Below are 19,643 nucleotides of genomic sequence, written 5' to 3' on the forward strand. Positions count from 1 at the left end.
CCGGACCGTTTGTGGTGATGGCGGGTACGTCAACGACGGCGCAGCCAGTCACCGACTTCTCCGATCGTGACCAGCAGGAACAGCGAAACGCTGGTGGAGTATTCATACTCCAGCCGTAGATCGTGATCACGAGTGGCTGTGGCGGGCTCGCCAGTCACTACAGGGAGGGCTTACTGTCCGCCGAGTCGGAGTACAGCAACCACGTACAGGGTTCCGGCCACGGTCAGAAGCAGAAAGGCGAGAACCGTATGGGCAACGAGCCCTCCTGGGGCAAGGCCCAGATGCGCCCGGGCCGCACGGCTCACATGGGGTTTGGTGGCACCTCGCGCGGCGTTCGCGTCCGCCTTCTCGATTGCTCGGCGTAGTTTCCTGCGGCTTCTCTCGGTCGTGATGCCCAGACGCGCACCGTCGGCGTCGCGCACCAACAGAGTCCGGTACGCGCGGCCGTACGAGAAGGTCGTCAGCAGTCGGACGGAGGTGATCTGGTTGAGGTCGACGGATCGCTCCCCGGTCAAGGTGCGCGCAGCCAGGTGGGACGATGAGTGCCGGAACGGGGCTCGCTCCTCGCCCAGTGCGGGTAGGAGGACGAAGCCGACGATCACGGACAGCAGACCGAGCACGACGGGTGCACCTTCTGGGGCTATCCCCGCCCTGGACAGCCCGTAGCCACCGAGAGGCAGCAGAACAACCGTCACCGCCAGGCCCGATCCCATGCGTGCACGCGCCACGCTGCGAGTAGTGGTTGCCTCCACTGACGCCCCCGTTTCCGTCGGCGGACATCAGCATGCAGGCACGGCGAACCTCTGCGCATTGCCCGCGTCCGGCAATCTTCTGCCCGGGACCCGCCGAGGCAGGGCGGACGGGCTGATCCCCCTCGCCTGCAACGAGATCCAGCGACTGTTCAGGATGCTGTTCGTCCGACCCGCGCACGACGTGGCCCACCGGCTCGCCCGGTCCGCCTGGAGACGCCGCCACCAGGCCGTGCTCGGGCCACCCATTACCGGAGGCAAGCCGCGAGCCAGACGTGAAGATCACGATCTACGGACGGAGTATTAAGGTCGCCGACACCGCTGGCCAGGGACAGTGGTGTCGGCGTATACACCTGAGCAGTCCCAGGTGCGCATGCTCGTCGGCAGGAGGAGTTGCCGTGGATTGGGTCGTTGGAGTTGGGATGGTGCTGGGGGTGCTGGCGATCGCCCTCGGAACGGCGTCGATACGCACGGGATGGACGGTGCCGTGGGCGCGCCGCCATGTCGCCCGACCGCGACTCTTCGGATTGGGTGCAGTGCTGGTGGGCACGCCCGGCATGGTGCAGGGACTGTTCTACTTCGGGATAGTGCCGGGTCCGTCCTGGGATATCCGCTTCTTCAGTACGAACGCGCTGCTGCTCTGCGGACTGGCGCTCCTGGGTGTGGGACAGATGCGGTGGTCGCGCCGTAGAAGCTGACCGGGCCCTGGATCGGCATACAGCGGTAGCGGTCTCAGTTGGCCACACCGTGAATGTGTAGTCATTTCCCGGGAACATCTGCGAGTCCTTGATCACTATGCGCTGCTCGGACTCATCGATAAACACTGCGCAGGCGCACGACGGCAGTTCCGTGCGGGCCGGTCCGGCCGAAGGCGGGTCGTTCTGCAGGCCATGCGTACTTCACGGCGGTGCGCAAGGCGTAGGCGGCAGTGATCAGCCAAAGGTTCTTTCCCCAGGCTGGTGTGGTGATGAAGGGCGCCCAAGGCGGCGCGGGCTGCACGAGGTGTGCGCCGTTCGCCGTTGCCGCTTTGGTGCGGCGGTCGACATCATCGACTGCCGGGTAATAGGCGATGTGAGGGGGGGATCCTGGTGGGTGGACCGGGTTCGGGAGGTGGCTCACGCTCCCGATCCGGCATCCCGCAATGGCGATTTCGTGGCCTTGCGCCAGTCCGCCTCATCCACCGCGAAGCGTCAGCCCAATGCCGCCGAGAAGAAAGCCGCAGTGCCGGGAATGTCGTGGGTTTTCAGGTCCATCCAGCAGAACTCGTTCAATGAGCCGAGGGGGAGTCACCATGTGACTCTTTGTCGTCCGGATACGGGGTTCGGGCGTCCTGATGGCCTTCAAGCCGTGGCGGCCCGGTCTCGGTCCAGGCGCTCGCGCAGTGTCTGCGCGAACTCCTCGGCCCGCGCCAGCTGCGTGCGGAGCTTCTCCACCTGCTCTGCGGCGCCCTGCTCATATCCGCGGACGCGCTCCAGCAGAGCCTCACGTTCGTCCATCGGTAGCGTCTCCTCGGAGTCGAGGCGGTCGGTGGCGTCCAGCAGCTCGCGCATCTCGTCCAGCGTGAAACCGAGCGGCTTCATGCGGCGGATGACCATCAGGCGGGCGACGTCGGCCTCGGTGTAGAGGCGGAAGCCACCCTGGGAGCGGGCGGATGGAATGACCAGGCCGGTCTCCTCGTAGTGCCGGATGGTGCGCAGCGACAGCTCGGTCCGTGCGGCGACGTCGCCGATCTGCATGTGCTCGCTGCTCACGCGGGCGCCCTCCCTCATCTGTCGCCAAGGCCACAGGCGGCCAGCGTCTATCTCTACCCTAACGTTAGGGTAGAGTAGGTGATCGTTGGGGTCGGCTCCACGCCGTCCCCGTTCCCATGGTGCGGGGTGGATCATCCCGTGACCGTCTGCCGTGTCGGGGTCGATGATGCCCCGGTGAAGACCGATGCCTGCAGGAGAGAGCGTGCGCATGCCCATGACGCCCAGCGCCGCCGCCTGCCCGCCGTGACCCTTCGCCCCTAAGCAGCCCTGCGGATTCCAGCTCCAGCCTCGCTGCTGCCTTCTGACTTCAGCTCGCAGTATGCGGGCTCCGCGGATGGCCGCCCCGGCCCTCCTGCCTCTTCCCGCACGCCCAGTGATGCCGGGTGTGCCCGAGCACGACAGGTACTTTTCCTTGTCTACGTCCGCGCTGTCCCCGGCTGCGCTGCTGCGCGGCCTGCGCCCCGACTGGCTGTCCGACCCGAAGGTCTGGCGCACCGAGGTCCTGGCCGGACTCGTCGTTGCGCTCGCGCTGATCCCCGAGGCGATCTCGTTCTCGATCATCGCCGGCGTCGACCCGGCTATCGGCCTGTTCGCCTCCTTCACCATGGCCGTGACCATCTCCATCGTCGGCGGCCGCCGGGCGATGATCTCCGCCGCGACCGGTGCTGTCGCCCTGGTCATCGCCCCGCTCAACCGCGAGCACGGCTTCGGCTACCTCGTCGCGGCCGTCATCCTGGCCGGCGTCATCCAGATCGCCCTCGGTGCCCTCGGTGTCGCCAAGCTGATGCGGTTCGTGCCCCGCTCGGTGATGGTCGGCTTCGTCAACGCGCTCGCCATCCTCATCTTCATGGCGCAGGTCCCCGAGATGCACGACGTGCCCTGGGCCGTCTACCCCATGATCATTGCCGACCTGGCCCTCATGGTGTTCTTCCCGAAGATCACTAAAGTGATCCCGGCGCCGCTCGTGTCGATCGTCATCCTCACCGTCATCACGGTCGCCGCCGGCATTGCGGTACCGACCGTGGGTGACAAGGGCGACCTGCCCTCCTCCCTGCCGGTACCGGGCCTGCCTGACGTGCCGTTCACCATGGACACCCTGACGACGATCGCCCCCTATGCCCTCGCGATGGCGCTGGTCGGCCTGATGGAATCGTTGATGACGGCCAAGCTGGTCGACGACATCACCGACACCCACTCCTCCAAGACCCGCGAGTCCGTCGGCCAGGGCATTGCCAACATCGTTACCGGGTTCTTCGGCGGCATGGGCGGCTGCGCCATGATCGGCCAGACGATGATCAACGTGAAGGTGTCGGGCGCCCGCACCCGCCTGTCCACCTTCCTGGCCGGTTCGTTCCTGATGGTGCTGTGCATCGTGTTCGGCCCGGTCGTCTCCGACATCCCGATGGCCGCACTGGTCGCCGTGATGGTGATGGTGTCCTTCGCGACCTTCGACTGGCACTCCATCGCCCCGAAGACACTCAAGCGGATGCCCGCCGGTGAGATCACCGTCATGGTCATCACCGTCGCCTGCGTTGTGGCCACCGACAACCTCGCCATCGGCGTCGTCGTCGGCTCCATCACCGCCATGGTCATCTTCGCCAAGCGCGTCGCCCACCTCGCCAACGTCACCTCGGTCACCGACCCCGACGGCACCAGCGTGGTCTACTCCGTGACCGGCGAGCTGTTCTTCGCCTCCTCCAACGACCTCGTCGGCCAGTTCAACTACGCGACCGACCCCGACAAGGTCGTCATCGACCTGACCGCCGCCCACATCTGGGACGCCTCCTCCGTCGCGGCCCTGGACGCCATCGAGACCAAGTACACCCAACGCGGCAAGACTGTCGAGATCATCGGACTGAACAAACCGAGCGCCCAGATCCACGAGAGGCTCAGCGGCGAACTCGCCGGCAGCCACTAGCTCCCATTCGTGCAGCAGAGGGCCACGGGAGCTGTCAGCCTCCTGCGGCCCTCTGCTGCACGCGGGAGCCAATCCCGGCGCCTCGCGCACAGGCTGCCTCCTTACCTGTCGGTCCCGTCGCCGTCAGGTACGGGGCCGCTTGGCTGGTAGATGTCAGGGATGCCGTCGGCGTCCTCGTCGCGTGTCTCTTCCTCCCACAGGTGCCGGTAAACGCCGTTGCGGCGTTTGATCAGCAGCGTGGCCAGGCCGGCGGCGATGAGTGAGCCGATGAGGACTGCGGCCTTGATGTGTTCGGCGGCGGCCGGGTCGGGGAAGGCGAGTTCGCCGATCAGTAGGGCGACGGTGAATCCGATCCCGGCAAGCACCGCGAGCGCGAGCACGTCGGCCCAGGCCAGGTCGGGGTTGAGGCGGGCCCGGGTGAAGCGGGCGGCCAGGTATGTGCCGACGAAGATGCCCACCGTTTTGCCGACAACGAGCCCGAGGACCACTCCGAGCGGCTCCGGGCGGGTGAACACCTCGCCGAGCACGGGAGCCGAGACGCCGACCCCGGCGGCGAACAGGGCGAACAGCGGCACCGCGACCCCGGCCGAGACCGGGTGCATGACGTGCGCGGTGCGCTCGCCCGGCGAGGCCTTCTCCCCGGTGTCGCGGGTGGCGCGCAGGATCAGGCCCATCGCGACTCCCGCGACAGTGGCGTGGACGCCACCGTTGTACATCAGCGCCCAGATGGCGAAGCCGAGGGGGACGTACCACCACCAGCCCGTCACGCGGTGGCGCTGCAGCAGGTAGAAGACCACCAGTCCGACGAACGCCCCGGCCAGAGCGGCCAGGTTCAGGTCGTCGGTGAAGAAGATCGCGATGATGAGGATCGCGCCCAGATCGTCGACGACGGCGAGAGTGAGAAGGAAAGCCCGCAGCGCTGAGGGCAGGTGGGTACTGAGGACGGCGAGGACTGCCAGGGCGAAGGCGATGTCGGTAGCCATCGGCACCGCCCAGCCGTCCATGCTGCCCCCGCCAGTCGCAACGACGGCGGCATACAGGGCGGCCGGGACGAGCATCCCGCAGAAAGCGGCGACGACCGGCAGGGCCGCGGTGGCCGGAGTGCGCAGCTCGCCGATGACCAGTTCGCGCTTGAGCTCGATTCCGGCGACGAGGAAGAAGATCGCGAGCAGGCCGTCGGCTGTCCAGTGCCCCACTGACAGGTCCAGGCCGAGAGCGGGAATGCCGAAGTGGAAGTCGCGTATCTGCTCGTACGCGCCGCTCCACGGAGTGTTCGCCCATATCAGGGCCACCACGGCCGCGGCGAGCAGCACCAGACCGCCCACGGTCTCGGTGCGCAGGGCCCGGGCGACCGCCTGTCGCTCCGGCCAGGGCAGGAGTCCGAGAAAGAGGGAGTGGTTACGGTCACGGCGGGCAGCGGCCATCGGGTGGACCTCCGGGGCATCGGCATTTTGGGCACACAAGCCCCTGGACGCCGACCAGACTTCCCGGCACACCGCGCGCCTGCTTGACGCGTTCTTTACAGCCTATCGGCCATGGTCCGCATCGGCACAGGCCGCCCTTGTCGTACCCCGTCCGTCGGTGGACCCGGTTGCCCGTGCGGCGCGCATACGGTCGGGCCCACCCGTAGGGAGTCGGTCTACGAGTCAGACGGTCCTACGTGGAACGACGGACACACCCTTGTCGTCGGGAGGCGGACGGCCCACGGCATTCACCCCAACGTGGACACGTCGCCCCGGAGTTGCCGCCCCTTCCCACGGCGAAGCCCTCGGCCACTCATGCAGTGGCGGAGGGCTCCAAACCGAGCCGGTTACGGCCCGGGGGTCGGCGGTGCCGGAGAGGGCGCCGTGCCCGGAGTGGGCGTGACACGCGGTTCCTCCACCGTGGTGCGGTTCGTCCACCACAGCACGGCCACCAGACCAACGGCGCACGCACCACCGATGACTACAACTGGGGGGCGTCGCGAGGAACGCACCAGGCGCAGGCCCACCCAGCCGATGCACGCACCTGCGAAGACCAGAATCGAGGGGGTGAGGTCGCCGTTCTCGTAGGTGATCAGCAGGGCATCGTAGTTGGTGAACAGCACCAAGAGCGTCGCGTAGAGCACCGCGATGACCGCGCACAGCCCTTCCATCAGACGCAACACACGTGGAACTCTACTCATGCCCCTCTTCCACCCCCTGGCTGGCCGTATGGGCCGTGTCAGCTAGCAGGCGGTACGGACGGCCGGACCTGGATGTTCTCGGGCACCCGTCCGTCCGCGTCCGTCTCAGTAGAGCGATTCTCTCCCGCCTTCGGCTCGGGTGTGACGGGAGCTCCGGACGGGTTGAGCAGGCCGCGTGTCTTGACCCTGAGCGCCCTGCCGTTGGCGTCTTTGGCGACCTTGCCTTCAGAGCCGATGAGCGGCATGGTCTCCGGCATCTTGCCCTCGTCGACGGTTCCGTCGGCGTTGACCCATTCCGGAGTGGGCGGCGCCGATCAGGAGCGTGGCTATTGCCGTACCCGACGCGCTCGCCGTGGTGTGTGACGCGAAGGGGCGCGTGCCGCCACGTGGCGTGGAGGCACGGTTGGGCCCCTGCTCGACCTGGGCGGCTGGGCTGCGGCGCATCTCGGCGTTCGCGATCGCGGTCCTACGCTCCTACCGGCTCTCCCATACCGCATCCGGCTCTCCTGCCTGCACGCCCTCCGCGGCGGGATCATGACAGGCCGCCCTTCGCTGTTTACTCGGCGGTCGGGCTGGGCGCGGGTGTCGGGGAACTGGTGTTGACATCCAGGTCCGGGCGGGGAGTGAGGACGACGACCGGGGAGCCGGGCTGGGGTGCGGGCGGGGTGAGCTCGGCCTTGGGGAGTTTGGGCGGCGTGGTCTGCTGGAAGTTGACCTGGTCGTAGTTGACCAGGTCGGTGTTCTCCAGAACTGTGATGTGGTCCAGGACTGTGTCGTTGGCGAGGTCGGCGAGCTGGCGGACCAGGGTGTTCTCGGTGCTGGCGCGGATTTTGGCGATGGTCGGGAAGATCTGGCCGTGGGTGACGCGCATGATGCTGACTGCGGTGGAGTCGAACTCCTTGCCGTTCTTGGAGTCCACTGTCGCCACGAACTGCTGCTGCTGGGGACTGGCCTGGTTGGGCAGGGTGATGTTCAGCTCGGGGGCGATCTTGCGGCACATCTGGTCCAGTCCGGCGTGGCCGACGATCAGGTGCTCGCCGGCCTCCTTCATCTCCTTCGTGGTGCCGCGCTGCATGGCCAGCTCTCCCAGGGGGTATTCCCACAGGCCGGCCGCGCGGACCTTGACGACGAAGTCGCGGTCGGCCTCGGTCAGCGGACCGTACTGGGTGTTGGCGATGATGCGGGATGTGTTCGTCGCCGTGTTCTCGATGCCGAGCATGGCGGGGTAGGCGAGGGCGGCGAGGGTCAATCCCAGCGCGCCGACCACGAATACTGTCCCGGCCGTGTTGCGGGAGACGGGCATGGAGCCTCCTGACGTGAGCGAGCTGTGTGTCAGGGGGTACGGCCGCGCAGGGCCGAATCATCATTGCACTAGGCAAATTTTGTAGTGTGCTTCGTGATGTGTGTCACATGTCGATGCCCCTTTGGGGTCGGCGACCGCGATGACCACGGTGTCTCACCCGGACACGTGGATCCAGACGGCGCGGGACGGAACGCCTCGTGTGTCAACGGCGACGGCCATGTAACGGCCAGGTGGGACGAGGGTTGCGTCGTTGGGTACGCGGGCCGTGAGTGTGCCGTTGCCCCGCCGGGTGATGTCCAGGGCGACGGAGCGCTGGTCGAAGTCCGTGACGTGGGTGGCTGATCCGGGGCGGATGAGCCGCACGCGGCTGATGCGAGCCGGATCAGCGGTACGCAGGACGACTTCGCCGCCGTGTTCGACGTCCGTTCTGCCGCCGGGGGCCAGGTCCGGGCGGTCGCCTCGGTGGAGGTAGGGCGGAGAGAAGACCTCGACACGTTGCTCGAAACGGCCCGCGCGGGAGTTGGCCTTGTCGGCGAAGAGGGGGTCGGAACCGAAGACGGCGACACGGCCGTCGGAGAGCAGCAGTGCCTCGCTGTGGTAGTTGCGCCCAACCGTGGGATCGGCGGCGGGCGCGAAGGCGTTCTTGTGCGGGTCGTAGATCTGGCTCTTGAGGATGTCGCTGGCGCCCTTGCCGCGGTAGCCACGGCTGCCGCCGGTGGTGAACACGGTGTCGTCCGGGAGGATCACGCTGTTCAGGTACCGGGTGTTCTCCGGCAGGCGCGGGCTGGTCGTGAAGGCCGGATGCTCGGCATCGAGGTCGACGATCGCGGTGCGGGAGGTGGCCGCGGGGGACTCGCCGACACCTCCGCCGCCGAGCACCATCACCTTCTTGTCCTGCGCGGGCGGTAGCAGCACGGAGGACGAAGTCTCCAGGATATCCGGGTCCTTCAGGCCGCCGATCGGCGTGAAGGTGTTGCTCCTGAGGTCCCACAGGCCGGGCTTGCGGCCCTTGCCGGCGGGGCCGTATCCGGCGTTGGAGCCGGAGTAGAAGATCTTCCGCTGGCCAGTGAGGAAGAAGGACGGGTAAGTGGGCAAGTAGCGGGTCGGTGCCGGAGACCAAGTCTGTGTCCGCGGGTCGTAGACCTCGTTCTTACCGGGCACGACCTGCCCGATGTCGTCGAGGCCGGAGACGGCGAGGACGCGCCCGTCGGACAGGGTGGTCAGGGTCGGGTACCAGCGGGCCTTCCGCATGGAGCCGACCCTGGTGTACTTCTCGGTGACAGGGTCGAACTCGTAGGCGTCCTTGATGCCCTGGAAGTCCTTCTTGTCGAGGCCGAGTTTGTTGGCGATGCCGTAGAGGCTGTCGGCGTCCTCGCCCTTCAGGCCATGGACGGCGTACTGCTCGGTGGTGTTGGTCATGCCGAGCGGGCCCTTGTCCACTGCCTCGACGAAGACACGGGCCTCGCTCGCGGTGACCTTGACGTTGCCGCCCTGGCCCGTGGGCACCTTCTTCGCGGCCGGCACGTGCACGCTGAACTGGGAGCGGTACTCCACGCCGGATGGGGCGCGGAAGACGGTGCCCTTGGGGAAAGTGTGTGCGCGGTCCGGGTTCTCGTTCTTGACCAGCATGGCGCCTCCGGCCCGCTTCACGTCGCCCTTGAGGACTTCGTAGCGGGCGGTGCCGCCGGCGATCAGTACCTTCCCGTCGGGGAGTTGAGCGTGTCCGGCGCAGAACATGTCATTCGGGGTGTCGATCTTCTTGAAGGTGTCCGTGGACGGGTCCCACAGGGTGCTCTTGAAGGCCCCGCCCTCGAACAGCTTCACGTTGTTCCCGGAACCGGCGATCAGCAGCACCTTGCCGGTATGCAGCAGGATCGCGTGGATCGAGTTGAGCTGGTACTTCTCCGGGAGTGAGGCGAGCGCCCAGTGGCCGTACTTCGCCTTGTACTCGGGCTGGTTGATCTCGTAGCGGTGGTAGGCGTCCTGGGCGAAGCCCGCCACGGCCGGGGCGTTGAGGGCGGTCAGGGTGACCGCTGCTGCGACGCCGAGCAGGGTTTTGCGTGTGGTCGGACGGGAGGGACGCTGGGCCATCGGGTGCCTCCGCGGCGGGCGGGTCGGTCCTGGACGTACCGAGGACTACCCTCTGCGGCCGGGGGCACGTGACGATCCACTTGCTTGCACTATGCAAAATGCCCCGTTCCGTGCAATGCGCGGATTACTCCCCGCCTGCGGGAGGGGGCAGGGCAGGCTCACGCTGCTCCCGCCATTCGGGGCAGCCCGGCGAGATGATGACGGGCCAGGCGGTGAAGAAGTCGACGATCACAGTGGGCTGCAGCGGTGGCCGGTAGGAGGCCGCCTTCGCCGGTCCCGGAGGAGGCGGCCCCCTGGTCGCGAGCCCGACCCGTGCGCGAGGAGAACGATGTGGCGGCACGCGGTCGAATAGGGGAAGGCCGTACGCCCTTCCGGTCCGGAGTCTGCCGAGTGGCCGGACGAGCCCGACATGCCGTCACAGGAAGGCGGCTTCTCTCTCGGGCAGTGGGCGCACCCTCTGCCCGGCAGTACTGTCATCCCCTCCAGAATCGCCCGCAGGGGGACGAGATGAACAACCCGCACATACGGCCGCCCAGACCGCAGTTGCCGCGCTCGACTCCGAGGTGGGCGCGCAAGAGATACGTTCTGCCCGCGCTCGGCTTCGCATTCTTCCTCGGCATCGGCGCCGGATCCAGCGGCGCCGGCACAACGACCGACGATGCGAAACCCGCAGCGGCCCGCCCTGGCCCGACCGTCACCGTGACGACAACCGCGACGGCGAAGGCGAAACCCGCACCCACGGTCACCGAGACGAAGACGGTCAGGGTGAAGGTGACCGTCACGGCCCGGCCCGCCCAAGACGGCGGCTCCGGCAGCAGCGGGACAAGTGCCGGGAACAACTCCGACGACCAGACGGGTATCCAGTTCGGATACGCCTGTTCCCCCGTCGGAGCTCTCGGCACCGCCGAGGACGGACGCCCCGCCAAGTGCTTCATGGGCAAGGACGGCCGGACTCGCTGGGGCTATGACTCCAACCGTGGCTAGGCGGTGTTTTGAAAGTGCCTCGGTCTCCTCGTCCTGCGTTGTGATGATCTCGGTGTGGGGCGAGGGGATCTTTCTGACGAGCAGTGGTCCGTGCTGGAGCCGTTGTTCCCGATCGCGGTGTCGGGTCGGCCGCCGGTGGGCCGGCGGAAGCTGATCGATGGGATCCGCTGGCGAGTGCGGACCGGTGCTCCGTGGAGGGATCTGCCGTCGGAGTACGGGCCATGGCAGACCGTCTATGGACTCTTCCGTCGCTGGCAGCGCGACGGCATCTGGCCCGTGCTGCTGACCGGACTGCAAGCCGGGGCGGACGCGGCAGGGCTGATCACGTGGGAGGTCAACGTCGACTCCACGATCTGTCGAGCCCATCAGCACGCAGCAGGTGCCCGCCGCGACGGACGGGCCCAGAAGGAACCGCCAGGCGGCATCCATGTCGAACCCGACGACCACGGCCTCGGCCGGTCCCGCGGCGGCTTCACCACCAAGATCCACCTGGCCTGCGAACAAGGCCAACGGCCGCTATCCCTGCTGGTCACCGCAGGCCAGCGTGGTGACAGCCCCCAGTTCGCCGCCGTCTTGGAAGGCGTCCGAGTGCCACGCACCGGGCCTGGCCGTCCTCGTGTCCGCCCTCTGCGGGTGCGGGGCGACAAAGCGTATTCCTCACGCGCCAACCGGGCCTACCTGCGACAGCGTGGGATCCGGTGCACGATCCCGGAGCCTTCCAGCCAGGTCGCCAACCGCAAGCGGCGAGGCAAGGCCGGCGGGCGGCCTCCGGCCTTCGACCGCGAAGACTACAAGGCCCGGCACGCGGTCGAGTGCGGGATCAACCGGCTCAAGCGCAACCGGGCGGTTGCCACTCGGTTCGACAAACTCTCGGTCCGCTTCGAAGCCACCGTCCTGGTCGCCGCGATCGGCGAATGGTTATGACGGGCCTGAGCTGTCGGTTGCACATTCCATGCTGACCGCGACCAGGATGGACGGGGCGAGGTAGATATTTAACAGTCCTAGCGGGTCAGCGTCTCGAAGCCGACATCTCCGCAGTACTTCACGACACGCCCCTCCGCCTCGGAGTCACCGTTGTTCATCGCTGCCGCCGTCGCCTCCCCCAAGGTGCGGCCTCCGCCGACGGTCTCATCCCGGAGCGGTTGCATCGCGAGAAAGGCGTCCTGAGCGACGGCCCCGACCTCGTCGTACCCTGACGACTCCGGTGTGTCCGTGCCCGCCGCGTTCCGCGCCTTCTGCCACGTCCCCAGCTGCATGCAGTAGTTCTCCCGCTGCTCGGTCAGCCGCTGCTCATCCTTACCCCTGGACGAAGAACACCCCGCCGCCACCGCCACCAGAGCAAGGACTGGGAGTACTGCCTGAAGCATGCGCACCACGTTGCCCCCCGGCTGGAACTTCGTCCGCTCGACGCTGTCACCTGCAACTCCCGCAGCAGGATACTCCCGTGGGACACCTCAACCGCCGCAGTGATCGCTGACTGGAGGCGCTGTCCATGATGATCAGCGACCTCAACGACTCCGGACAACACCTTCGTGGTCATCCAGCCCGACGAGGACCCGTGCGGTTCGCCTCAGTGGCCGTCCTGGAAGAAGGCGGTACAAAATCGTCCGCCGTGACACCACCCGCAAAGAGCACCAGGTCACCCACCTCGACCAGCATCAACGGCATCGCCCGCGACCTCACCATCTGGTTGGCCGCCCGCCACCACCCCGGGCGGCCAACCAGCCAGGTCACCAGCTTCTAAAACACGACCTAGTCGGCCCCACGGCAGTATGGCCGCGCCCCGAGAACATCGGCGAGTGCCGTGGGCGGGAACCGGGCGGCTGCGAGTTCGACCGTACAGAGCCCACGTCGGCTCCGAGGTGGTCTCGTCGAGGAGGGGCAGGCGAGGGGCCCAGCAGGGCGCCGGCGATGGCGACACGTCGGTGTCCACCGCGGAGAACGTGGCGACACCGTGCCCGACGAGAGTGTCCTTCCCGGGAGTCCGCCCCCCCACAGGATTCGAACCTGCGACGCCCGCCAACGGGTCCAGGGCACTGCCGCACAACAAGTACGGAGAGGCCGACTCCGCCGCCAACCACCTGCTGCGCCGGGCGCTGGCCACCGGCAGCTTCGAGGACGCCGAGCGGATCCCGCTCGGCCGAGACCCGGGAGGGCTGGAGCCGACACCGGTCCGGACGGCGGCCGGCTCACGGGCGGCGGTGAACTCAACCAGGTCGCCGCGACTATCGCCACCGGCCGCGACATGGTCGGCTGCACTGGCGTACCGATTACGGCGAGGCGGTCCGGCTGGGCGCGGAGGCCGTCATCGGCATCCTGCGCGAGGCCAAGAAGGCGCTCCTGGAGGACGCGGTCTTCACCCTCGATCGTTTAGACGGCACCACCATGACCGTCTGACCTCGGTCGCCCCTGGCCGCCCAGAGTTCAGGTGGTGTGGCTGGGTGTCGAGCGAGCGTCGGTGTCCGTGCAGGGTGACCGGCGGGTCCCTCGGGCCCGCCGGAAACGGATGAGCGCCACAGCCGTGATGAGCAGCGCGGTGAAGACCAGAGCGATCACCGCAGCGCCGGCGGCATCCAGCGTCTCGGCAATGCCGCGCTGAACGGAGCCCGCCGCGTCGATGACCGGGTCCTGGAGGGCGGGGTCACGCTGGACACGGATCTCGTACCAGCCGTAGTACGCCACGTACACACCGACGCACAGGAGGAGCGCGCCGCCGAGCCGGGGCGCGATCGCGCCGAGGCGGCGCAGACGGGTGGCGGCGGCGGTGCGGGTGAGGGCGACGGTCAGGGAGGCGGCGCCGACGATCAGGCCCATCCCGCCGGCGTAGGCGGCGAACAGGGCGATGCCCTCACTGGCCGAGCCGCTGCGGAAGGCGGAGACGACGATGGCCAGGAACGGGGCGATCGTGCAGCCTAGGGAGGCCGTAGCGTAGGCCATGCCGAAGAGTGCCATCGAGGGCAGCGAGCGAGTCACGGCCGGGGCGCGGCGCAGTTTCGGTGCCGGGGAGGGCAGTTGGCGCCCGGCAACCAGCCATCCGCCGGCTACCGCCATGAGGAGCCCGAAGGTGATGGTGAACCAGGGCAGATGCTCTTGCATCTGTCCCGCGACGGGCTGGACGGCCAGGCCGAACACGCCGAAGAGCGCGGCGAATCCTGCGGTCATCGCGGCGGTGGCGGACAGTGCCCGGCCGACGGCGACCGTACGGCTGGGGGAGTCGTCGCTGAGGACGAGCAGGGAGAGGTAGGCGGGGAGCAGGGCGAAGCCGCACGGGTTGACGGCGGCGAGCATGCCCGCGCTGAGTGCGAGGGCGAGAGGAAGGTCGGCCATGGCGGGTTCAGCCGGTGAGTCCGGCGACCTTCTCGGCCAGGCCCTTGCCGCCGGGCAGTACACCCTCGTATACGGTCTTGCCGTCCTTGTCGAGGATGACGTAGCGGCTCTGTTCGGTGACCTCGAAGCGTTTCCATACGTCGCCGGCCTCGTCGGACAGGTGGGGGAAGGAGTCGGTGCCGGTCTGGGAGACGAAGTCCTTCATGGCGGCGTTCTTGTCGAGGCCGGCGACGCCGAGGACGTGGGCCTCGCCCTGGTAATCGGTGGCGACCTTGGCGGTCTCGGCGGCCTGGGCACGGCACTTGGGGCACCATGGGGCCCAGAACCACAGCACGGTGGGCTTGCCCGCCAGCGTGGCCGCGTCGAACGGCCTGCCGTCCACGGTCGTGCCGGTGAACCGCAGCGCCTTGGGGGCCACCGCGGCGCCAGCCCCCTCCTGCGCCGGCGCGGAGGAGCCGGGAGCCGTGGTGCGGGACTTCTCCTCAGCGCTGCCGGAGGAGGCGGTGTTCTGTGTACCGCAGCCGACGAGGGTGAGCGCGGCGGCGGCGAGCAGGCCGGGGAGGATCAGGCGGGCACGCATGATGGGAAGGCTCCTGTGGTCGGGTCGGCTGAACTGTAGGCCGGGCGGCGCGCGGTGGGGGCCAGGGCGGGTGCTTACGGTTCGGTGACGTCAGCCCGCGTGGTCGGCGAGCCGCCCTGGGGCGAGGACGGTGATGAGGCCCCGGGCGAGGCGGATCAGCTGCTGGTCGGCGAAGTCGCGCAGCACCTTGGTGCACGTTTCGCGGAGGTGCCGACCAGGGCGGCGATCTCCTGGCGGGTGAGCGTGATCTGCAGGCGGCGGGCCCGAGCACCCGTGGCCGGGTCTTGGCCGTGAGGGCCAACGGGATAGTGGCGATCCGCTGCGGTACCGACTGAAGACGCTGTCGGACAGGCGCTGTTCGAGATCGGTCAGGCACCGGCCGAGGATCTCGGTGATGCGGGGCGGAGATCCGGGCGTCGGTCAGCAGGAAGGGGCGGACGTCGGTGCGAAGAGCCTGCCGATCGGGCGTCGACACGCCTGTGGATCGCCCATGTATACGTCAGCAGAAGGGAGTTGTACGCTGCAAAGGTGGTGGGGGACAATTATCTTTTTGGGGAGTACGAGCTGGACACGGCTCGTCATCAGCTCCGCCGGGCCGGTGAGCCGGTCCACGTCGAGCCTCGGGCTCTGGATCTGCTGTGCCACTTGGTCGAGCGACGGGACCGGGTGGTGGCGAAGAATGAGCTGCTGGATGAGGTGTGGGGTGACCGCTTTGTCAGCGAGGCGGCCCTTACCACGGCGCTGCGGACCGTGCGGTTGGCCGTGGGTGACACCGGCAGTCAGCAGCGACTGATCCGCACGGTGCACCGGCGGGGCTATCAGTTCGTGGCCCCGGTGACAGTGGTCGGGACCGGTCCGCCCGTCGGGTCCGGCCAGGGGTCCGTCGTGGAGCCGACGTCGGCGGGCGAGCCGAACGACGTGGGGAGACGTCAGACCATCCGGTTCTGCCGGGCCGACGACGGCACCCGCATCGCCTACGCCACCGTCGGCTCGGGCCCGCCGTTACTCAAGGCGGCCAACTGGCTGACCCATCTCGACCTTGAGTGGATGAGCCCGGTGTGGTCGCACTGGCTGGGAGGTCTCGCCCGCAACCGCCAACTGATCCGCTACGACGAGCGGGGTTGCGGCCTCTCGGACTGGACCGTGCCCAGCTTCACGTTCGACGACTGGGTCGACGACCTCGAGAGCGTGGTCGAGGCCGCCGGGCTTGACCGCTTCCCTCTGTTGGGGGTGTCTCAGGGGGGTGCGGTGGCTGTGGCCTATGCCGCGCGCCGTCCCGAACGGGTCAGCCGGCTGATCCTCGCCGGGGCGTACGCCCGAGGACGGCAGGTGCGGGCACAGGGCGAGGCCGAGCGCGAAGAGGCAGACCTCGACCTGGATCTGGCCCGAGTGGGGTGGATGCACCAGGATCCCAGCTTCCTGCGGGTCTTCGCCTCCCAGTTCCTGCCCGAGGGCACACCGGGGGACTGGGAAGACTTCAGCGCCTTCCAGCGGCGGACGACCTCGCCGGCCAACGGGGTTCGCTTCCTGGAGGAGTTCGCCCGGATCGACGTCTCCGACATCGCCCATCGGGTGGAGTGCCCGACGCTGATCATTCATTCGCGCGATGATGGGCGGGTGCCGGCCTCGCAGGCCAGTGAGCTGGCCGCTCTCATTCCCGACAGCCGACTGGTGCTGCTCAAGAGCAGCAATCACCTGCTCACCGCGTTCGAGCCGGCCTGGGACGAGTTCCTGTCCCACATCGACGCCTTCCTGGCCGAGTGACCTCAGCGGTCGACCGGCGGGCTGCGGGGTCCGGGTCAGGCAACCGGGCGTCTACGTACCGCGGGGCCGGCAGGCGTTTCAACTCTCGCGGGAGAGCGGCGGGCGGCCAGCAGTACGCGGATGACCATGGCCGGGGTCATGAGTGACTGCGGCCGGGCCAGCAGGTTCTGCACCCGCAACGTCTGGCGGGCCACCGGGACGGAGGTGTGGCAGGCCCGGAACACCTTGTCGAGGTAGCGGTTGACGAGGCCGGTGCCAGGCGGCTTGGACCCGCTGGTGCGAGGGTCGGCGAAGTCGGCCCCTGCCGCGATCCTCCACGGTACGTCGACCACTCTTGCGGCCCGCCGGTAGAAGTCACGCGCCAGTGCGGGGGAGGCAGGGCCATGGCGTTCGACGGCCCGGCCCAGGGCCCTCGCCTGCAGGGCCGCGGCAGACATTCCCTGCCAGTGAAGGGGGTTGAGGCTGCAGATGGCATCCCCCAGCACCAGGAATCCCGGCGGGGTCCGCTCCAACCGCTCCACGCGGCGGCGCCGGCTGGTGGGCATCCGATGGCTGAGGACCGGTGTGAGGGCCTCGGCCCGGGCGAGGACATCGGCGATCGCGGGCGACGGCAGGGAGCGGGCGAAGTCCTCGTACTCGGCCGACTCGGTCGGGGGGACATCACCGTGGAGCGAACCCACGGTGACGATCCAACGGCCGCCCTCCACCGGCACCATCATGCCCACGCGGTGACCGCGGGCCGGGTCGTCGACCACGAGGGCGAGAGTGCCGTCGAGATCGTCCGGCCGCCGCCGCACGGTCCGGGTTCCGTAGGCCGTGTCGATACGGATGGTGGAGACCTCGGGTGCCGGAAATCCCGCTCTGGCCAGCTGGTCGAGGAAACGGGTGTTGCGGCCGGTGCAGTCGACCACGAGGTCGGCCCGGTGCTCGGTTCCGTCGGTCCGGACACCGGCCACCCGGCCGCCTTCCAGGATCAAGCGGTCCACGGCCGTCTCGTCGGTGACGGACACGTTGGACCGTTGCCGCAGGAGCCGCTCGCGCACCGTGCACTCCAGCAGGGGCTGACTCATCGACATCGTGAGGAATCCGAGATCGGACCGTATCCGGTGGGCGCCCGCCTGGTGCCACACCAGGTCCTTGGCGTCGAGGGGGACCGCGCCTGCCCGCACTAGTTCGTCGATGAGACCGGGGAACCAGCCGGCCAGGAGTTGCTGGCCGGTGGCCAGCAGTACGTGGGCGTGACGTCCCTGGGGGACGCTTCTGCGCGTGACCGCGTCCTGCGGCAGGCGGTCCCGTTCCAGTACCGTCACCCGATCGACGTGCTCACTCAGAACCCGTGCGGTCAGCAGGCCCGCTATGCCCGCGCCGATGACCACGGCGGTGGTGCCGTTGCGCTCCCTCACCTCTCACCCTCCAGCTCGAACCCGGGCCGAAGGCGGCCCTGGGCCTGTTCGAGCATCGCGCTGTCACCGGGCCAGGACTTGAGGGAAATCTGAGGCTTTTCTGAGGAGGAGCCGAAGTCGGCCGGAAAGCCGGCACCTGGCGGGCCCGAAAGCCACCGTGAAGCGATCACGTGCCCACTCCCGGGCGCGGGCGGCACTTCCGGCGTGCGACCACCAGCGTGAACGGGAGGCTATGTCGGGGGCGTTCGCGTGCACGCCGACAGGCGACGGCGTGTGGGCGTGCACCGGAATCGGCGTGTGCAGCCGAACAGTCGCCGGGGTGGTCCGGTTCATTGGCCAACGGCAGCGACACACCACCGGGCCGGGCCTGAGCACCCGACCGGCTTCGTCGGACGCGACGGCCACGGTGACCAGCCCGGGCCGACCTGGGGTTACCACCTCAATGTCTTGGCCGGGAACCGCTTCGCCGCCCCCGGCCCGCCGGATGAGGCCGGCGCCCTCAACTCCTCCTCAGAGAAGCCTCAGAGCTCCACCAAGTCTGGCCTGGTGGCGGGCCCGATGCTGGAACAACGCCGGGTCGAGGAGCAGTCGTACGGACACCGCCCCCAGCCCGGCAGCCATTTCAGACGCAAAACACGAGAGAGAAGGACAGACGATGCGAGTCGACAACACCAGGACGTCCGGCCCGATCCGGACTCGGCGGGGGCTGGCGCTGCTGATCGCCTCGGGGGCCGGGCTGGCCTCCCTGCTGCTGGGAGCGGTTCCCGCACAGGCCAACGACACCACCAAGCAGGTTGAGGCCAACGGCCAGTCGGTCACGTTCGCCACCGGTGACAGCAGCCGGGGCGTCAGTGGCAACGTCACGTTCGTGGTGAAGGCCGACGGCAACTGGTCGATCACGGGAAGCGGGAAGAACTCGCACCTCCTCGTGCGTACCTTCCACTGGACGTGTGACCTGTCGTGGGACGCGGCGAACGTCTCGCACACGACCGGGAAGAAGGCCGTGCCTGGCAAGAAGACCCGCACCATCAGCTCGGCGGCGTACGACCCCAACATCCAGGCGGACTTCGCCGACATCGTCGCCCGCGGCAGGGCCGACTGCGACATCGTCATCGGCTGACCGAGGCGAGTTTCGCCGGTCTTCGGTGGAACCGCGGGAACGTCGATCGCGGCATACGCGTTCCGACGGCCTTGCGGAACGGTTCGCGGAGGCCGGCGCTGCAGGTCAGGAAAGACCGTCAGCAACCATGACAGCAACGGCCTTCCGATGAGGGAGTCCTGACAGAAAGCTGCTGACGATTCTCCTGAAGGGCCGCCCGGAGTGCTGGGCGGCCCTTCGTGTACTCCGTGGAGGGTGCGATCTCCACCACGCGCCAGGCCTTCACGCGGGCGAGGACGTCAGCGCAGACGACACAAATGTGCCACCGTCAGCCGCGGACGGTTGGCGCACCGCCGTTGATGCCCATCAGCCTCTTCTCCCCGAATATTCGGCCCGGCTCGTCCCCGGCGCGCGCCACCGCCCATGCCCGGGACGCGAACTCCGCGTCCCGAAGCGGGCGTTGGTGTTGGCGCACATGCGCCCGGAGCCGGTCCGGGGCCCGGTGTGAAG

Annotated in this window: 17 protein-coding genes and 2 pseudogenes; 8 read left to right on the top strand and 11 right to left on the bottom strand. The window is 68.4% G+C overall.

Going from position 1 to position 19,643, the window contains the following annotated elements; all coding sequences use genetic code 11:
• Positions 1 to 170 precede the first annotated feature (170 nt).
• Positions 171 to 728: a hypothetical protein gene (locus ACN20J_RS35795; protein ID WP_266760826.1), complete on the bottom strand. Its 558-nt coding sequence runs from the start codon at positions 726 to 728 to the stop codon at positions 171 to 173.
• A 118-nt stretch (positions 729 to 846) separates the two neighbouring features.
• On the opposite strand from ACN20J_RS35795, the pseudogene ACN20J_RS35800 reads away from it, so the two are divergent.
• Positions 847 to 1,028 (top strand): annotated as a pseudogene (locus ACN20J_RS35800) (IS701 family transposase); the annotation flags it as partial.
• 143 nt (positions 1,029 to 1,171) lie between these two features.
• A complete protein-coding gene (locus tag ACN20J_RS35805; RefSeq protein ID WP_266760828.1) occupies positions 1,172 to 1,447 on the top strand; it encodes a hypothetical protein in 276 nt (91 codons plus the stop codon).
• A gap of 642 nt (positions 1,448 to 2,089) precedes the next feature.
• Here the strand turns inward: ACN20J_RS35805 and ACN20J_RS35810 are convergent.
• Positions 2,090 to 2,500, bottom strand: a complete 411-nt coding sequence (locus ACN20J_RS35810; protein ID WP_259333643.1) for a MerR family transcriptional regulator — start codon at positions 2,498 to 2,500, stop codon at positions 2,090 to 2,092.
• 376 nt (positions 2,501 to 2,876) lie between these two features.
• Between ACN20J_RS35810 and ACN20J_RS35815 the strand changes: the two genes are divergently transcribed.
• Entirely contained in the window at positions 2,877 to 4,418 is a 1,542-nt protein-coding gene (locus ACN20J_RS35815) for a SulP family inorganic anion transporter (RefSeq protein ID WP_266761274.1), read from the top strand.
• Positions 4,419 to 4,519: 101 nt separating this feature from the next.
• On the opposite strand, the gene nhaA is transcribed toward ACN20J_RS35815, so the two are convergent.
• The 5 genes from nhaA to ACN20J_RS35840 all read right to left on the bottom strand — a co-directional run bounded on the left by nhaA (position 4,520) and on the right by ACN20J_RS35840 (position 9,976).
• Positions 4,520 to 5,842, bottom strand: coding sequence for a Na+/H+ antiporter NhaA (gene nhaA / locus ACN20J_RS35820; protein WP_266760831.1), 1,323 nt, complete (start codon positions 5,840 to 5,842; stop codon positions 4,520 to 4,522).
• A gap of 386 nt (positions 5,843 to 6,228) precedes the next feature.
• Positions 6,229 to 6,564: a hypothetical protein gene (locus ACN20J_RS35825; protein ID WP_266760832.1), complete on the bottom strand. Its 336-nt coding sequence runs from the start codon at positions 6,562 to 6,564 to the stop codon at positions 6,229 to 6,231.
• A gap of 56 nt (positions 6,565 to 6,620) precedes the next feature.
• On the bottom strand, positions 6,621 to 6,839 hold the full coding sequence (locus ACN20J_RS35830; RefSeq protein ID WP_266760833.1) for a hypothetical protein: 219 nt from the start codon (positions 6,837 to 6,839) through the stop codon (positions 6,621 to 6,623).
• Between the two features lie 299 nt (positions 6,840 to 7,138).
• On the bottom strand, positions 7,139 to 7,885 hold the full coding sequence (locus tag ACN20J_RS35835; protein WP_266760835.1) for a DUF4142 domain-containing protein: 747 nt from the start codon (positions 7,883 to 7,885) through the stop codon (positions 7,139 to 7,141).
• A 153-nt stretch (positions 7,886 to 8,038) separates the two neighbouring features.
• Positions 8,039 to 9,976 carry a kelch motif-containing protein gene (locus tag ACN20J_RS35840; RefSeq protein ID WP_266760837.1) on the bottom strand — a complete coding sequence of 646 codons (1,938 nt, stop codon included), beginning with the start codon at positions 9,974 to 9,976 and terminating at the stop codon, positions 8,039 to 8,041.
• Between the two features lie 507 nt (positions 9,977 to 10,483).
• Between ACN20J_RS35840 and ACN20J_RS35845 the strand changes: the two genes are divergently transcribed.
• Together ACN20J_RS35845 and ACN20J_RS35850 are read left to right on the top strand one after the other, a co-directional pair.
• Positions 10,484 to 10,960 carry a flagellar motor protein MotB gene (locus tag ACN20J_RS35845; protein WP_266760839.1) on the top strand — a complete coding sequence of 159 codons (477 nt, stop codon included), beginning with the start codon at positions 10,484 to 10,486 and terminating at the stop codon, positions 10,958 to 10,960.
• Positions 10,961 to 11,014: 54 nt separating this feature from the next.
• Entirely contained in the window at positions 11,015 to 11,884 is an 870-nt protein-coding gene (locus ACN20J_RS35850; RefSeq protein WP_266760841.1) for an IS5 family transposase, read from the top strand.
• 77 nt (positions 11,885 to 11,961) lie between these two features.
• On the opposite strand, the gene ACN20J_RS35855 is transcribed toward ACN20J_RS35850, so the two are convergent.
• A complete protein-coding gene (locus ACN20J_RS35855; protein ID WP_419667581.1) occupies positions 11,962 to 12,327 on the bottom strand; it encodes a hypothetical protein in 366 nt (121 codons plus the stop codon).
• 113 nt (positions 12,328 to 12,440) lie between these two features.
• On the opposite strand from ACN20J_RS35855, the pseudogene ACN20J_RS35860 reads away from it, so the two are divergent.
• A pseudogene (locus ACN20J_RS35860) lies at positions 12,441 to 12,704 on the top strand (hypothetical protein); the annotation flags it as partial.
• A gap of 680 nt (positions 12,705 to 13,384) precedes the next feature.
• Here the strand turns inward: ACN20J_RS35860 and ACN20J_RS35865 are convergent.
• Complete coding sequence (locus ACN20J_RS35865; protein ID WP_266760845.1) at positions 13,385 to 14,287, bottom strand: cytochrome c biogenesis CcdA family protein; 903 nt, start codon at positions 14,285 to 14,287, stop codon at positions 13,385 to 13,387.
• A gap of 7 nt (positions 14,288 to 14,294) precedes the next feature.
• Positions 14,295 to 14,867 carry a redoxin domain-containing protein gene (locus ACN20J_RS35870; protein ID WP_266760847.1) on the bottom strand — a complete coding sequence of 191 codons (573 nt, stop codon included), beginning with the start codon at positions 14,865 to 14,867 and terminating at the stop codon, positions 14,295 to 14,297.
• 528 nt (positions 14,868 to 15,395) lie between these two features.
• Between ACN20J_RS35870 and ACN20J_RS35875 the strand changes: the two genes are divergently transcribed.
• Positions 15,396 to 16,631, top strand: coding sequence for an alpha/beta fold hydrolase (locus ACN20J_RS35875; RefSeq protein ID WP_266760849.1), 1,236 nt, complete (start codon positions 15,396 to 15,398; stop codon positions 16,629 to 16,631).
• 35 nt (positions 16,632 to 16,666) lie between these two features.
• Here ACN20J_RS35875 and ACN20J_RS35880 read toward each other — a convergent pair whose 3' ends face one another.
• The gene (locus ACN20J_RS35880; protein WP_266760851.1) at positions 16,667 to 18,034 is read right to left on the bottom strand and encodes an FAD-dependent monooxygenase; all 1,368 of its coding nucleotides are present in this window, start codon (positions 18,032 to 18,034) and stop codon (positions 16,667 to 16,669) included.
• 655 nt (positions 18,035 to 18,689) lie between these two features.
• Here ACN20J_RS35880 and ACN20J_RS35885 point away from each other — a divergent pair.
• A complete protein-coding gene (locus tag ACN20J_RS35885) occupies positions 18,690 to 19,154 on the top strand; it encodes a hypothetical protein (RefSeq protein ID WP_266760853.1) in 465 nt (154 codons plus the stop codon).
• Positions 19,155 to 19,643 lie beyond the last annotated feature (489 nt).

It is taken from the genome of Streptomyces sp. 2-1, from assembly GCF_048564895.1.
GTDB lineage: Bacteria > Actinomycetota > Actinomycetes > Streptomycetales > Streptomycetaceae > Streptomyces > Streptomyces phaeochromogenes.

What these genes read in the sequence shown, in the direction of transcription:
- ACN20J_RS35805 (WP_266760828.1), top strand. Translation starts at nt 1,172, where the DNA reads ATGGTGCTGGGGGTGCTGGCGATCGCCCTCGGAACGGCGTCGATACGC.
- ACN20J_RS35815 (WP_266761274.1), top strand. Translation starts at nt 2,877, where the DNA reads ATGCCGGGTGTGCCCGAGCACGACAGGTACTTTTCCTTGTCTACGTCC.
- nhaA (WP_266760831.1), bottom strand. Translation starts at nt 5,842, where the DNA reads ATGGCCGCTGCCCGCCGTGACCGTAACCACTCCCTCTTTCTCGGACTC.
- ACN20J_RS35830 (WP_266760833.1), bottom strand. Translation starts at nt 6,839, where the DNA reads ATGCCGGAGACCATGCCGCTCATCGGCTCTGAAGGCAAGGTCGCCAAA.
- ACN20J_RS35835 (WP_266760835.1), bottom strand. Translation starts at nt 7,885, where the DNA reads ATGCCCGTCTCCCGCAACACGGCCGGGACAGTATTCGTGGTCGGCGCG.
- ACN20J_RS35840 (WP_266760837.1), bottom strand. Translation starts at nt 9,976, where the DNA reads ATGGCCCAGCGTCCCTCCCGTCCGACCACACGCAAAACCCTGCTCGGC.
- ACN20J_RS35845 (WP_266760839.1), top strand. Translation starts at nt 10,484, where the DNA reads ATGAACAACCCGCACATACGGCCGCCCAGACCGCAGTTGCCGCGCTCG.
- ACN20J_RS35855 (WP_419667581.1), bottom strand. Translation starts at nt 12,327, where the DNA reads ATGCTTCAGGCAGTACTCCCAGTCCTTGCTCTGGTGGCGGTGGCGGCG.
- ACN20J_RS35865 (WP_266760845.1), bottom strand. Translation starts at nt 14,287, where the DNA reads ATGGCCGACCTTCCTCTCGCCCTCGCACTCAGCGCGGGCATGCTCGCC.
- ACN20J_RS35870 (WP_266760847.1), bottom strand. Translation starts at nt 14,867, where the DNA reads ATGCGTGCCCGCCTGATCCTCCCCGGCCTGCTCGCCGCCGCCGCGCTC.
- ACN20J_RS35885 (WP_266760853.1), top strand. Translation starts at nt 18,690, where the DNA reads ATGCGAGTCGACAACACCAGGACGTCCGGCCCGATCCGGACTCGGCGG.